We start from the raw sequence: 13,490 nt of genomic DNA, 5'->3' as shown, positions 1-13,490 counted from the left end.
GCCAGCAAACATACATAAGGTTTTGGCTGACTATGAGTTGGACGGTTACGCGGTGGAGTGTAAAAAGCACGCTCTATTGGCGATGGAATATCACCTGGATGGGGTAATCAAGCATTCGCGTCCCGGTGAAAGGTAGGTTGATATGAGCATACCTCTGTTAACCACCAAGCTGCACATTCCGCCAGCCCGATCAAACGCGGTTGCCCGTACCGATTTGTTCCGTCGTCTGGACGAGGGCCGGCTTCGTAAAGTGACGCTAATCTCCGCTCCTGCGGGGTATGGGAAAACAACGCTGGTAAGCGAATGGATAGCCCGAGGCAAACGTCCAACCGCTTGGTTATCGCTGGATGAAGCGGACAATGATCCCATACGATTCCTTCTTCATCTAAGCGAAGCCATTAAGAGAATTGTGAACATTACCGACCATGGAGCAACAAGGGCTTTGCAATCTCAGCAACCGCTGCCGATGACCTATATCCTTACTGCTCTCATCAATGAACTCTCCTCTGCGTCCGAGCCTTTCATTTTCGTGCTTGACGACTATCACGTCATTGAATCGCAACCTGTCCATCACGCGCTATCTCTTCTAATCGATCATCTGCCATTACATCTACACTTGATCATCCTGACTCGTGAAGAGCCGCTGCTGCCCATCGCCAGATTGCGAGCACAAAACGAGCTAACGGAACTGCGCGGTCATGACCTGCGGTTTACCCGGGGTGAAACGACATTGTTTTTTCAACAGACGATGGGACTCCATCTATCATCTGCAGAGGTATCTTCCCTGGAGGTGCGCACGGAAGGGTGGATTGCCGGACTGCAGCTGGCGGCGATTTCCATGCAGGGGTATGCGGATCCGGCCTCATTCATCTCAACCTTCACGGGAAGCCACCGTTTTGTGCTGGATTATCTGATAGAGGAAGTGCTGAAGCAGCAGTCCGATAAAGTGCAGACCTTTCTATGTCACACCTCCATCTTAGACCGCTTTTGCGCTTCGCTTTGCGATGCAGTGACGCAGCGTGATGGAGAAGGGCAGGAGATCCTGGCGCATCTCGAGCAAGCGAATTTGTTTATCGTTCCGTTGGATAACGAGCGGCGATGGTATCGCTATCATCATCTTTTTGCCGATATGCTGCGACAGCGCTTGGCCCGTGCCAACAAGGATGCGGTCGCTGAGCGGGAAGCTCTGCATAAGAGAGCGAGCCATTGGTTTGAAGCGAATGGACTGGAGATCGAAGCCTTTCAGCACGCGGCAGCGGCTCAGGATGTGGACCGTGCGGCAGCACTAATCGAAGGGAAAGGCATGCCTTTACATTTCCGCGGGGCGGCCAAGATGGTCTTGGACTGGCTGCAACGCCAGGAAGCGTCCACGCTCCATAAGCGGCCATCGCTCTGGGTGATCTATGCTTCCGCGCTGTTGATGATCAGTCAACTGGATGGTATCGAGCAGAAACTGTCGGCTGCAGAAGCCGCTATGTCAACTATGGAGCCCGATGAGGTGGATCGCGATCTGATCGGACATATCGCATCGATCAGGGCTACGCTCGGTGTGATCCGGTATGATGCAGATACGATTATGACGCAATCCTGCATCGCTCTGGAGCATCTGCATCCGCATAACCGGCCTGTGCGCGCCGCAACAACCTGGACATTGGGCGTCGCCCACCAGCTGCAGGGTGATCACGAGGCTGCCAGGAGATCCTATGTAGCAGCCATCTCAATCAGCACACGTATCGGACATCACATGATTACGCTGATGGCATCTTTGGGGCTAGGCGATATCCAGGCATCCGACAATCAATTAAGCGAGGCGAAGCAAACCTATCAGCAAGTCATCCAGCTTGCCGGCGAACCGCCATTGCCGGTTGCTTGTGACGCCCACTTGGGTTTGGCTCGGATCGCATATGAACGGAACGATCTGGATGCTGCCGAACAGCATATCCAGCTGGGTATGCGGCTTGCCCAGCAGATCGAGAACACGGACAGGCTGGCGGACAGCCAGTGTTGTGCTGCAAAGGTCAAGCTCGCAAGACACGATCTCTCAGCGGCGGAAGCCTTGCTGAAGCAAGTCCGCCATCAGTTGCCAGCACAACCATACAACCGTATGCAAGGCGAGATCCAACATTTGGAGCTGCGGATTGCTCTTCATCGCGGCAACTTTACGGAAACGGTCCAGCACTTGGATACTAGCGGCTTCCCTTTGCTGCAGGCAAGAATCCATATCATTCAAGGACAGACAAAAGCGGCTCTTGCTATTCTGGGTGCTCTGTATGATCAAGCGAATACGAAACAGTGGAAAAATGATGCGCTTAAGCTGCTGATCCTCCAAGCGTTAGCTTATCATGTTCAGGGCAATAGGGAGCGGGCGCTTCAACGACTCCAAGGGGCTTTCACCAAGGCGCAAAACGAAGGGTTCGTTCGTCTTTTTATCGAGGAAGGAAGGCCCATGCTTGATCTCTTGACCGCAGCGGCTGCCCGTCGTATGCATCCGGAGTATACCGCGTGTTTGCTCGCCCACATGCAGCAGGAACAAAAGCTGCTCGATTACGCTTCTCACATTGTGCCGGGCCGTATCGTCCCGCTCGTCGAGACGCTAAGCGAGCGTGAACTGGAGGTTCTGCGATTAATTGCCGAAGGCTGCTCGAATCAAGAGATAAGCGAACGTCTTTTCCTTGCTTTGAGTACAGTGAAGGGGTATAACCGCAACATTTTCGACAAATTGCAGGTAAAAAGGCGCACCGAAGCGATCGCCCGTGCCAGAGAGCTTGGGCTGATCTGAAGGTTGGTCGGCTTCCTGTCCCGGTCTCAAGTCATGCCGAAAGGCGAGGCTTGAGATCTTTTTCTCAAACCCTACTTTAGTATCTACAAGGGCTTCCATCCGGCTACTATACTATACACATTCATGGTCAGTCGAGAGGAAGGAAACCGATGAAAACGTATAGAATGACAGCAGCAATCGTAGGTATTCTCTACATTATCGGAACGATATCAGGGATTTTAAGCCTTGTTGTTACCCGGGATCTGCTTGTTGGCGATGATTATCTCACCCGGATTGCAGCTGATCCTTTGCGGCTTAAGCTAGGCGCTTTTTTTATTGTTACGATGGGGCTTTCGCTGGCGGCAATGCCTGTATTCCTGTATCCCCTCTTCAAACACAAGAATGAAGCATTGGCAATGGGAATGGTCGTCTTCCGTGGGCCGCTAGAAGGAAGCACCTATATCTTAGTGGCAGTCAGTTGGCTATTGTTGGATGCGGTTGGCCAATCATTTACTGCTGCCCAGGCAGATGCGGCCTCTATACAGGTTGTCGGGAATGTCTTGCTGCAGAGCCAGGACATCATTGCCCCTGTTTTAACGATTGTATTTATCATCGGGGCAATGCTGCTTTACATCCTCTTCTATCTCACCAGACTGATCCCCCGCTGGTTATCCGTAGGGGGGATGATTGGAGGAGTGATCTACCTTGTTGTTGACTTGTGTCTGTTGTTCGGTCTCGACCTTCACTTGGATGTTCTCTATGTACCGCTGGCTTTGCAGGAGATCACCATGGCGCTTTGGCTGCTCATCAGAGGATTTGATCAAGCGTACCTGGGCGAGCTTCGAGCGGAAAGGGAGTGAAGGGGTATTAAATCAAATAGAAGAACGTCGATCCAGTTGGGACTGCTGCTTATAAGCGGCATGATTTTCGGTGTGTTCAGCTCAGTACCTGCATTAGAGCGTTCGGATTATTTGGAACAGTTGCCGGAACTCAAATTACATGTGTTGACGGCGACTTTCTTTCAAGCGGCAATGGCTGTTGTATACGTTGGGATTGCTGTATCGTTCTATAGCCTGCTAAAAACACAGAGCGAAGCGGTCGTGAGAGGATTTGTCGCTTTCAAATTAATAGGCGCTGGGTTTCTTTTTCTCGGTATCGGGTTTCTTCCGCTTTTATTGGAGATCAGCCAAAGTGCAGGATCGGCCACTCCTGCAAACGCAGTTGTCTTTGAATGGCATGCGGAGTGGCTTCGGCAAGGTCGGGATTTTGTGAATCATATTGGCATGGTTTTACCATGGAGTATCGGCAGCGTGATTTTGTATTATAGACTCATCACAACTGGACAGATTCCAAGATGGTTGGCCATATGGGGGATGCTAGGTGCCGTATGTACAATTGGCGCTACGTTGTTTTTGTTATTGGACCGGATTTCGATCACAAGTCCGGTATATATGCTCTTGAATGCGCCGACGGCTGTTGGCGAGGTGATCCTGGCTGTAATGCTGATCGTTCAAGGAATAAAAGTAAATGGATATGAGCGGAGAGGAGCAAAGAGTAACGTATGAAAATCGTCGTGCTAGGTGCCTCTGGGGCCACGGGTCGGCTGGTGGTCAGGGCATTGATGAGTCGCAGTATGCCAACAAGGATCCTTATCCGAGAAACGGCTGTCCTCGATCCGGACATCGCGAACAGTCCATTTGTTGAAATCGTGAGAGGAAATATTATCGAGCTTGGCCGATCCGAGCTGGATGGTCTGCTGAGTGATTGTACGGTTGTGATCTCTTGTCTAGGCCACACGCCTACGGTCAAGGGGATATTCGGTAAGCCTCGTCAATTGGTTAGCGATACCATCCAGCACATTTGCGAAACGGTGGTGAGGTCTGAGCGGCGAATAAAACTCATCCTGATGAGTACAACGGGCTATACGAATCGCTTGATAGGTGAGTCTCATCCCTTGGGAGAGCGGATGCTGTTCTCTGCATTGAGCGTGCTCTTGCCCCCGCAGCGTGACAATGTCAGGGCAGCCGACTACTTGGTTAACGGTGTGGGACAAGGACATGAGGCGATCCGTTGGGTTGTCGTAAGACCGGACACGTTAGTCAATCAGGATGAAGCAAGCCCATATGACATCACCAGTTCTCTCGCCAGCAGTCCATTATTCGGTTCAGGGAAAACCAGCCGAATGAATGTAGCACACTTCATAACGGAGCTTGCCACAGATCCAATGCTTTGGGAGAGCTGGGAGGGCAAGACACCGGTGATTTATAATAAGTGAAACAGTCATGATTATTTTCAGAAAATTAAGCGTTCATGATGCAATACAACTGGGCGATATTGATCGTTCAGAGTACATCGAACTTATCTATAGAATGGAAGACAATCAATTAGTGGAAGACAAGGAGGACCCTCATGAATGTCCAAGCTGGACAGAGGACATGTTGGATGAACTAAAGGAACGTTTTGTAGATGAGCTCGCAAATGGCGGAACAGCTTATGGTGCATTTGATCAAGATACATTAGTGGGCTTTGGCGTACTCGCTCATAAGTTCAGAGGTGATTGTAAAGATCAGCTTCAGATCGATCTCATGTATGTATCCAGAGCATACCGCAGAAAAGGGATTGGTACCAGAATACTTGATGAACTCTCCAACGAAGCAAGAAAAAAAGGAGCAAAATCGTTATACATTTCTTCTACGGAAACACAGTCTGCGGTTTCTTTCTATAGAAACAATGGAAGTAGGATCACGCAGCAAGTCGATGAAGAATTATTTGAAAAGGAACCTCTAGATATCCATATGGAGAAGCAGCTTTGAACCATTTTTCCGATTCTTCCTAAAACACCTCCAACCCTTGTTCTACAAGGGTTTTTACTATATCTTAAACCCCTCCTACAACGTAGGAGGGGCGCAACGTCACAATGGGATGGTTCAAGGGTCTGTCACTTATGCTCGGCCAATCGCCACCAAGCGACGGTTCCGGCGAACCCTGCTATTCCTGTGACAGCAAGTATGATCATGCTGATCATGCTGAGCTCTGCTCCGGTTAACAGCAGAACGGGAATCGTCCAAGGGAAATATGGGCCGAAGCCTAACTGCACGACCACATTCGAGACGATGACGATGAGAAAGATGACGCCGATCGGAGCAAGATAGCCTCGGGTGAGATTGGCGATTAAAGCGCTCGTCGTGCTGACGAGTATGATCAGCAGGGAGGCGCCCATAAATGTCCAGAAAATATGCAAGATCGAGAACATGGAGCCTCCGCTGACGCCAATCAGTGAACCTGCAACTGCGATGACTGCAAAGGTGAAAACAGCCAAGCCTGTATTCCACAAAATGACCGCCATAAATTTAGCCAATACCGTAAAGGTTTTGGGCACCGGCTTAACAAGGATGTCCTTGATCGTATTGTTGGTGTACTCCACGCCAAACACCCAGGCGGAGGTGAATGCGAATCCTACGACGAGCAAGGAGGCTATGGATCCGAGCAGATCTGCGAAGTAGGCTTCCCAATGGGCTGCGGAACTGTTGAATAGAGCAATCATCAAGGGCAATGCCGTAAAGGCTCCAAGCATGACCCAAAAGACGACAGACCGCAAGATCTTGCGAGCTTCGTTGTGAAGAAGAGAGAGGAGCCTCATGCTTGCTTCCTCCCCTCTGAACGGATCATGCGCAGGAAATAACCTTCCAGATCTTCTGTAACGACACTCAGGTGAGTCGGCGGCTGGCCTGCTCGCACCAATATTTCTGCGAGTTTCTCCGGCTGGGCTATCGCGCGGTCTTCTGCCAAGATCAGGCGCCCGTCAGCAGCTTCTTCGTAGCTGTACTCATGCTCTGTGAGGCTGCGCTTCAGGGCAACACGATTACGCCCGTCCACGATCACTTTCTTTTGCAGAGATTGCTCCAGCTGGTCCACCTTCATATCCTGGATGAGCTGTCCTTTGTGCATGATGATGACACGGTCTACCAGCTTGGATAATTCTTCTAACATGTGACTGGAGATGAGGATGGTGACGCCGCGATTACGAGACAAGTCGAGCAGCAGCTCCCGGATTTCGACGACACTGGCCGGGTCCAGGCCGTTGATCGGCTCGTCCAGTATTAATACCTCCGGGTCATGAAGCATAGCCTTAGCCAATCCTAGCCGTTGTTTATTTCCCAGGGAAAGCGCTTTGGCAGGCTTGTCCTGATGGGCAACGAGATCAAGCTGCTTGATGACGCGAGCAACAGAGCCGCGGTCTGCGAGCAGGTGCATTCTGCGGGCAATGTCCAGATTTTCGGTGACCGTAAGATCGGGATAAAAGGCTGCCTCCTCCAGATAGCCAACCTTTTCCCACAGCTTGTAATTGCCGGTGTCTACTTTACTTCCCAGCATGTAGATGCTGCCGGATGATGGCTTCAGTAACGACAGGAGCATTTTGATCGTCGTGGTCTTGCCCGCTCCGTTTAATCCAAGGAAACCAATCACCTCACCCCGTCTCACGTCCAACGAAAGATTGCGCACGGCCGGGTAATCGCCGAAATATTTACTGACGTGCTCAAGATGGATGACGCTGGCACTGCTTATGTTGCCTGTTCTGCTTGTGCTCATGACATAACCTCTCTTTGTGATGGGATAATTAGAACTGTAATCGACCAATATCAACTGAACCTCAAGCAATGAAAGAGAATCAGGTTGATGTTCGGTTTACGTTGGAGCAATATAATAAGGATAGGGTGGAGGGAGGCATGTATAGTGTTCAATATTCTAGTGGTCGAAGATGATGCCAATACACAAAAGCTGATATGTGCTGTGCTGAAGCATGGAGGCTTCACTGCCTATCCGGTTAAGAACGGGCTCGAAGCGCTGAGCAGGATGGAGGAGCAACGCTTCGATTTGATCGTGCTGGACCTGATGATGCCGGAGATGGACGGTTACCAATTATGCGAGGCATTGCGCAGCGTCGGGGATCCTGTCCCGATTCTGATGGTCACGGCTATGCAAGACATGACAGATAAGCATCACGGCTTCCTTGCGGGTACGGACGATTACATGACAAAGCCATTCGACGAGCAGGAGCTGTTGTTGCGGATTAAGGCTCTGCTGCGCAGGGCGCAGATTGCCAGCGAGCACAAGCTCGTGATGGGCGATACAACATTGGATTACAATGCGCTCACGGTGACAAGAGGAGCTCAGCGAATTTCGCTGCCCCAAAAGGAGTTCTACCTGCTGTTTAAGCTGATGAGCTACCCCGGCAAAATTTTCACCCGCCTGCACCTGATGGAGGAAATCTGGGGGCTGGACACCGAGATGGATAGCCATACCCTGAATGTTCATATCAATCGATTGCGCGACAAATTCAGGGATAATCCTGATTTTGAGATCGTGACGGTGCGCGGGTTGGGATACAAGATGGTGAAGCGCCAATGAAGGGGATAAATAGGAAACCAAGAACGCAAAGGATCCTACCGCAAAAAATCAGTCTGGCGTTTTCCTTGGTGGCGTTGGTATTTGTGGTCATGGTGTTATCGATCGGGTCCGCAGGGTTGCTTGCGTTTTTGCTTTATCGGACAGGTCTGCTCGACATGAATCAGCCGGAACCCATTCGCGGGGTATATGTGTTGTTATATATCAGCCTCTTTATGGGGGTGGTGATAGCCGCACTATTGAGCCGGCGCTCGGTTAGGCCGATCCGGGATATGATGGAAGCCACCAGCAAGGTAGCGAAGGGGGATTTCTCAGCAGAGGTGAGAGCGAAAGGCAGCATTGTCTTTGAGCTGGATGCACTGGCGGGGAGCTTCAACAAAATGGTGCAGGAGCTGCGGGGAATCGAGACGTTGCGAAGCGATTTCGTGCGGAATTTCTCCCATGAATTCAAGACCCCGATAGCCTCGATCAGCGGCTTCGCCAAATTGCTGAAGAAAGGTGACCTCAGTGAGCAAGACAAACAGGAATACCTGGACAGCATCATCCAAGAATCGGAACGATTGGTCGGCTTATCGACCAGTATTCTCAATCTGTCGAAGGTAGAGAATATTGAAATTGTGAGCGAGAAGTCCGTCTACCGCCTGGACGAGCAAGTCAGGCTGGCGATTCTGATGCTGGAACCGCAATGGAGTGCCCGCAGCCTCCATTTGGAGCTCGCCTTGGACGAGGAGATCGACATCTGCGGCAATAAACATATGATCCAGCAGGTGTGGATGAATCTGTTGGATAATGCGATCAAGCATTCGAACAGCGGCGGGATGCTAAAGGTCGGCTTATGGCAACGCGGAGGGGAAGCGGTGTTCCGGCTGGAGGACCACGGAAGCGGGATGAGCGAGGAAACGAGGCAGCGGATGTTTGACAAATTTTATCAGGGCGATGCTTCTCGCGCAACGGCGGGGAACGGGCTCGGATTAACGCTGGTCAAGCGCATCGTCGACCTGTGCGAAGGCACGATCGAGGTAGAAAGCGAGCTTCATCGAGGTTCCATTTTTACGATCAGGCTGCCTTTGGGGGGAGCGTCGGTCACCTCATAGCAGCCATCGTTTTCTATTGGGACGAAGCCTCCAGATAAGCAGCCATCCACTGCATGCTTTTTTCATGCAATTCATTCTGCTTGTCCACATCCATGGTGACAGCTACGGTGCGAGCGACTTGCATGACTTTGAAAAATTGACCGGTTGTTGTGCCGACTTCTTCGGAGGTTGCCAGGTAGATAGAGGTGTGTGCGCCTTGCTGCGGGGACTGCATAAACAGCTTCAACAGCGGTCTAGCGAAGGCAGGTACGGATCGGACGGATTGCGGTGTATAGATCACGCCGGGATGAAGGGCATTGACGGTCACGCCGCTGCTGGACAACTCTCTCGCCAGACGATAAGTCATCATCAGAACCGCTGTTTTGGCAAGCTTATACGCGTGCATGCTGCGGTAGGAGGAAGCGGCGGGATGGGCTGCATCCTCCGGATCAAACTGCTTGGCTTGCATGATGGATGCGACATGGATGATTCTGCCTGCTTCGGCTTTCTTCAGCAGCGGCAGCAAGAGCCGCGTCAACAAAAAGGGGGCCAAGTAATTCACGGCAAAGGTCTGTTCGAAGCCCTCGTCATTGGTCTGATAGCGATTGAATACGCCTCCTGCATTGTTAATGAGCACATCCAGGCTGCCGTAACTTTCTTTTACTTGCTTCGCCAAGCGAACAATATCTTTAGCGGAGGACAAGTCCGCTATCAGCAGATCTACCTTTGTGCTGCCTGTTTGTTGCATGATGGCTTGCCTGGCTGCGGCTCCGCGCTGCGCATCGCGGCAGACCATAATGACGTGATGCCCTTGGCTTGCGAGCCCCTCCGCTGTGGCATAGCCTATCCCCGAGTTGGCACCTGTAATTAAGCTTGTTTTTGCAGACATTGATTTTATTCCTTTCATCATGATATGATCCAGCTCTCCAGCAGTATTTTATGTAGAATCCGCTATGTTCTCAGTATATTATCATAGTACAAGAATCACATGGTACGGTCAAAATCATTCTTGGTTGGAACTACCTCGAGAAATGGGGAGACGGAATTAGGAGGCTGTTGGTATCCAATAGTTTCCTTGGATGGTATGATAATAAAAATACGCGGGGGTTTAGATGTTTAATCAGGAGGAGTCGATGAAGAAGATACTTAAAGGCGTAATATTAGCATTGGGGCTTGCCTTAATACTGCTTGTCTTAACATGTCCGAATGACGATGATTATGTTGTCTGGTTGGAAAGAGAACACCAAATTAAATGTGTGAATGGCGAGTGTACTAAAGGAGAAGAGACGATGGATTGGCGTTCAAGAGCGACACGAAATGCGGGAGTATACCAGCGGATCATTGAAAATTACCGGGGACCTTCTGGTGAGAGAGTTGAAATCCGGGCAATGGGGTTATTAGGTCGATACTATGCATATTAGCATTTTGTCCGCATTTTGTTCCTCGATCACCTTATCCATCCTATTTTCACTGATTAATCATGAGCATGAGTTCCAGCAGTATTCGTTTCTGTATCAAGTTATGGCCGGTTTTATGGTGTTGTTCGCTATATTTTTACTTGTAGGTATACCGGTATCTCTAGTTATTGAGAAGGTCCTACAGAGGGATGTCCCGTCGCCATCAAAAATCCTTGGAAAATCAGGATTAAAGTTAATCCTTTATATCGTTGCTTCAACTGTTATCGGTTGCGTACCACTTATGTATCATGGAAACTTCGACATCTCATTTCTTCTATCCTTTGTTGCAGCCGGGTTCACATACTACTTGTTCGAGCGCTTGTTTGCAAAGGTTATGCAAATTCATAGATTAAGAAACTAAATATAGAGGAGAGTGAATGAAAATCAACAAGAAAAAAGCAACCTTTCTATCGATCATAATCATTTTGCTAGCTGCATTTATATACAGCTATTATTCTTATAGTAAGCTTAAATTGTCCAATCAATATGAAGACGTATTTTCTGGAAATTTGCTAGCTGTTGTCGGCTATAATGAAGCATTTGATATGGCAGACATAACGCCCTTCGAATGGGATAAAATGATCGTGTTTTCTCCTTATACATCAAGAGATGAAATGGAAAAAACGGTGGGACGTGAATGGACGACCTACTCCTATATTGGTTATTATCTATTTCAAAAGACCTCTCTGGGGGACTATCCCTTAAGTGACGATTCGGTTAATAAAATTATTTTTATGCACGGAGATGAAATCATACTTGATGTAACCTTCAATCGAAATCAAGTGGATGTCACCCAAATTAGTCAGATCATCCATCGAGAAGAAGCAGCGTTTTCAATTGAAGAGATGGTATTAAAACAAAATCCTTCGAGGGAGTAGATGACATTGCCGAAATCCTCAGATGAAATGGTTGAAGAATACAAGTCGTTTATTCATTTCGTCGAAGATCTTAGATCGATTAGTGAAGCGAACTGGAATAGACCCCTTGCTGAAGGCAAGTGGACTTTGAAAGATGTGATCAGTCACATCATGTTATGGGATCAATACTTTTACGACGAAGGTATTAAAAAGATTAAGCTCGCAGAGCCGGTTACTGTAAAGCATCTGGACTTTAATGAATTCAATGCGAATGCTGTCCAATACGCAAAGACTCAAACAAAGAACGAAATATTAGACCAATGTATCCATAACCGGAAACAGATTATAGACGCTATATCCGGTCTCGCTGAGGAAGAGTACACCAAAGCATATAAAGACGGTGAGAAGAAGAAGTTCTCGATTAGAGGATTTCTACGAGGGTTTATCCCGCATGATAGACACCATAAAAAGCAAATTGAAACGTTTATCAAGACAATATCAGCTACTCAATAAAAAATCAGCGCGGGGAGGATTCAGCGTGGCATATGATTTCAACCAGCACTTAAAGATGTTATGTCTCAACCTCTATATGAATTCAGTGCAGTTACTTTGGGCTTTGGTAAACGTATCAGGATACCGGCCAACTTGAACTGTTCATCTGCCGATCACCATTTGATGCGCAAGCGTGAATTGATCGAGCGACGTGATTTTCACTTTTCCGTGAATCAAGCCACTGATCACCAAGCGTCTGTGCGGAAGGAAGGCCGCTAAAAAATGAGCGAAGCGCTGAAAGCGGCCATGGAATAATGGTTGGGTATGATGCCCCTCGCGTGAATCACAATTTATTCCTGAAATTAATCAGTCCAGCTTCTTTCAGCGAGGTAAACGCAATTACGAGAAGCGGACCTACGAGCAGACCGACAACGCCCAGGAGACTGGCCCCGAGATACATCGAGATCAAGGCGGCAAGCGGAGACATTCCAATATGCTGTCCCATTACCTTGGGCTCCACGGTCCTGCGAATCAGCAGAAGAATGCCACCGAGAATGAGCAGGCGCACTCCCATGGATGGATCGCCCGTCAATAGTTTATAGATGCCCCATGGCGCCAATATGACGATGGAACCGATCAGCGGAATAAAATCAATGATCCAGATAATGATGGACATGGTCAAAGCCAGCTCAGGCACGATGATCAGCAAGCCTATCAATGAAACGGCAAAGATCGGGATGCTGACGATAAACTGGGCTTTCAAAAAACCGAATGTGGCTCTGGAAAACCGGTTAGCAATAAACAGGACGCGGGTCTTGGTCTGCTCGGACATCATCGATAACAGGCCTTCTTTCAATCGAGGGAGGTCGAGCATAAACAGGAACAAGGTAATCAAGAAAACCAGGAAAGACAGCAGGAATCCGGGAGTCCCGGAAATAAACCCGGTCACGAAAGAGATCAGATCGATCTGACTTACACTGCTCCTGATGTCATTGAAATACCGATTGGCCTCTTGGTTCAAGGCTGCGATCAATTCCTGAGGATAATTAGCGGTATACTCCTCCAGTGAACTTAACCAGTTGCTTGAAATTAAGTTTAACTGCTGAATATAGTTCGGCAAATTATCAAAAAACCGGATGCCAAAATTAATAATCACGGTTATCACCGTATACATCGAGAGCAGCAAGATCAAAACGAACAGAAAGAAAACGATCAGAGTGGAAAAGAAATGGCTTATTTTCATATATTTTTGACACCAGCCGACAAGTGGCGACAGCATCATGGAAACCAGCAGAGCAATGATGATCGGTTGCGACACCGGCCATATAAAATAAATAAAGCCCAACAGAAGCAGGATCAGAACCAGACGGCCTAGATTTTTCCGAGTTAGCAACTTTACCATGGACGTCTCTCGCTTTCTCATTTTGAAATCATCTGCGTACCATAG

14 protein-coding genes are annotated in these 13,490 nt (G+C 48.9%); 10 read left to right on the top strand and 4 right to left on the bottom strand.

Annotated features, from left to right (window positions below; genetic code table 11):
- Nucleotides 1–142: 142 nt before the first annotated feature.
- The 5 genes from ABC336_RS00710 (at nucleotide 143) to ABC336_RS00690 (ending at nucleotide 5,571) form a co-directional block, all read left to right on the top strand.
- Entirely contained in the window at nucleotides 143–2,779 is a 2,637-nt protein-coding gene (locus ABC336_RS00710; RefSeq protein WP_413236829.1) for a winged helix-turn-helix domain-containing protein, read from the top strand.
- 149 nt (nucleotides 2,780–2,928) lie between these two features.
- Nucleotides 2,929–3,618 (top strand): DUF4386 domain-containing protein, encoded by a 690-nt coding sequence (locus ABC336_RS00705; protein ID WP_413236828.1) that lies wholly within the window; start codon nucleotides 2,929–2,931, stop codon nucleotides 3,616–3,618.
- Between the two features lie 36 nt (nucleotides 3,619–3,654).
- A complete protein-coding gene (locus tag ABC336_RS00700) occupies nucleotides 3,655–4,323 on the top strand; it encodes a DUF4386 domain-containing protein (protein ID WP_413236827.1) in 669 nt (222 codons plus the stop codon).
- The gene (locus ABC336_RS00695; RefSeq protein ID WP_413236826.1) at nucleotides 4,320–5,033 is read left to right on the top strand and encodes an NAD(P)-dependent oxidoreductase; all 714 of its coding nucleotides are present in this window, start codon (nucleotides 4,320–4,322) and stop codon (nucleotides 5,031–5,033) included. Before ABC336_RS00700 ends, ABC336_RS00695 begins: the two co-directional genes overlap by 4 nt.
- Before the next feature lie 7 nt (nucleotides 5,034–5,040).
- Nucleotides 5,041–5,571, top strand: coding sequence for a GNAT family N-acetyltransferase (locus tag ABC336_RS00690; protein ID WP_413236825.1), 531 nt, complete (start codon nucleotides 5,041–5,043; stop codon nucleotides 5,569–5,571).
- A 125-nt stretch (nucleotides 5,572–5,696) separates the two neighbouring features.
- Here the strand turns inward: ABC336_RS00690 and ABC336_RS00685 are convergent, their stop codons facing one another.
- A complete protein-coding gene (locus ABC336_RS00685; RefSeq protein ID WP_413236824.1) occupies nucleotides 5,697–6,398 on the bottom strand; it encodes an ABC transporter permease in 702 nt (233 codons plus the stop codon).
- Entirely contained in the window at nucleotides 6,395–7,348 is a 954-nt protein-coding gene (locus tag ABC336_RS00680; RefSeq protein WP_413236823.1) for an ABC transporter ATP-binding protein, read from the bottom strand. Before ABC336_RS00680 ends, ABC336_RS00685 begins: the two co-directional genes overlap by 4 nt.
- A 144-nt stretch (nucleotides 7,349–7,492) precedes the next feature.
- Here ABC336_RS00680 and ABC336_RS00675 point away from each other — a divergent pair, with 144 nt between their 5' ends.
- Nucleotides 7,493–8,167: a response regulator transcription factor gene (locus tag ABC336_RS00675; protein WP_413236822.1), complete on the top strand. Its 675-nt coding sequence runs from the start codon at nucleotides 7,493–7,495 to the stop codon at nucleotides 8,165–8,167.
- 68 nt (nucleotides 8,168–8,235) lie between these two features.
- The gene (locus ABC336_RS00670) at nucleotides 8,236–9,258 is read left to right on the top strand and encodes a HAMP domain-containing sensor histidine kinase (protein ID WP_413236821.1); all 1,023 of its coding nucleotides are present in this window, start codon (nucleotides 8,236–8,238) and stop codon (nucleotides 9,256–9,258) included.
- A 13-nt stretch (nucleotides 9,259–9,271) separates the two neighbouring features.
- Here ABC336_RS00670 and ABC336_RS00665 read toward each other — a convergent pair whose 3' ends face one another.
- Nucleotides 9,272–10,126 carry an SDR family NAD(P)-dependent oxidoreductase gene (locus ABC336_RS00665; RefSeq protein WP_413236820.1) on the bottom strand — a complete coding sequence of 285 codons (855 nt, stop codon included), beginning with the start codon at nucleotides 10,124–10,126 and terminating at the stop codon, nucleotides 9,272–9,274.
- Between the two features lie 244 nt (nucleotides 10,127–10,370).
- Between ABC336_RS00665 and ABC336_RS00660 the strand changes: the two genes are divergently transcribed.
- From ABC336_RS00660 to ABC336_RS00650, 3 genes are all read left to right on the top strand, one after another.
- Nucleotides 10,371–10,658 carry a hypothetical protein gene (locus ABC336_RS00660; protein ID WP_413236819.1) on the top strand — a complete coding sequence of 96 codons (288 nt, stop codon included), beginning with the start codon at nucleotides 10,371–10,373 and terminating at the stop codon, nucleotides 10,656–10,658.
- Between the two features lie 413 nt (nucleotides 10,659–11,071).
- Complete coding sequence (locus ABC336_RS00655) at nucleotides 11,072–11,572, top strand: hypothetical protein (RefSeq protein WP_413236818.1); 501 nt, start codon at nucleotides 11,072–11,074, stop codon at nucleotides 11,570–11,572.
- Nucleotides 11,573–12,064: a DinB family protein gene (locus ABC336_RS00650; RefSeq protein ID WP_413236817.1), complete on the top strand. Its 492-nt coding sequence runs from the start codon at nucleotides 11,573–11,575 to the stop codon at nucleotides 12,062–12,064.
- A gap of 322 nt (nucleotides 12,065–12,386) precedes the next feature.
- Here the strand turns inward: ABC336_RS00650 and ytvI are convergent, their stop codons facing one another.
- Nucleotides 12,387–13,445 (bottom strand): sporulation integral membrane protein YtvI, encoded by a 1,059-nt coding sequence (gene ytvI, locus ABC336_RS00645; RefSeq protein WP_413236816.1) that lies wholly within the window; start codon nucleotides 13,443–13,445, stop codon nucleotides 12,387–12,389.
- Between the last annotated feature and the right edge of the window lie 45 nt (nucleotides 13,446–13,490).

The organism is Paenibacillus jepli, from assembly GCF_047238105.1.
Taxonomy (GTDB): Bacteria; Bacillota; Bacilli; order Paenibacillales; family Paenibacillaceae; genus Paenibacillus_D.
Note: the sequence above shows the minus strand (reverse complement) of the source record. Positions and strands in the feature narration are given on the sequence as shown.

Coding starts and splice junctions, on each gene's coding strand:
- ABC336_RS00660 (WP_413236819.1), top strand. CDS start 10,371: ATGAAGAAGATACTTAAAGGCGTAATATTAGCATTGGGGCTTGCCTTA.
- ABC336_RS00665 (WP_413236820.1), bottom strand. CDS start 10,126: ATGTCTGCAAAAACAAGCTTAATTACAGGTGCCAACTCGGGGATAGGC.
- ytvI (WP_413236816.1), bottom strand. CDS start 13,445: ATGGTAAAGTTGCTAACTCGGAAAAATCTAGGCCGTCTGGTTCTGATC.
- ABC336_RS00655 (WP_413236818.1), top strand. CDS start 11,072: ATGAAAATCAACAAGAAAAAAGCAACCTTTCTATCGATCATAATCATT.
- ABC336_RS00710 (WP_413236829.1), top strand. CDS start 143: ATGAGCATACCTCTGTTAACCACCAAGCTGCACATTCCGCCAGCCCGA.
- ABC336_RS00695 (WP_413236826.1), top strand. CDS start 4,320: ATGAAAATCGTCGTGCTAGGTGCCTCTGGGGCCACGGGTCGGCTGGTG.
- ABC336_RS00705 (WP_413236828.1), top strand. CDS start 2,929: ATGAAAACGTATAGAATGACAGCAGCAATCGTAGGTATTCTCTACATT.
- ABC336_RS00650 (WP_413236817.1), top strand. CDS start 11,573: ATGACATTGCCGAAATCCTCAGATGAAATGGTTGAAGAATACAAGTCG.
- ABC336_RS00685 (WP_413236824.1), bottom strand. CDS start 6,398: ATGAGGCTCCTCTCTCTTCTTCACAACGAAGCTCGCAAGATCTTGCGG.
- ABC336_RS00680 (WP_413236823.1), bottom strand. CDS start 7,348: ATGAGCACAAGCAGAACAGGCAACATAAGCAGTGCCAGCGTCATCCAT.
- ABC336_RS00690 (WP_413236825.1), top strand. CDS start 5,041: ATGATTATTTTCAGAAAATTAAGCGTTCATGATGCAATACAACTGGGC.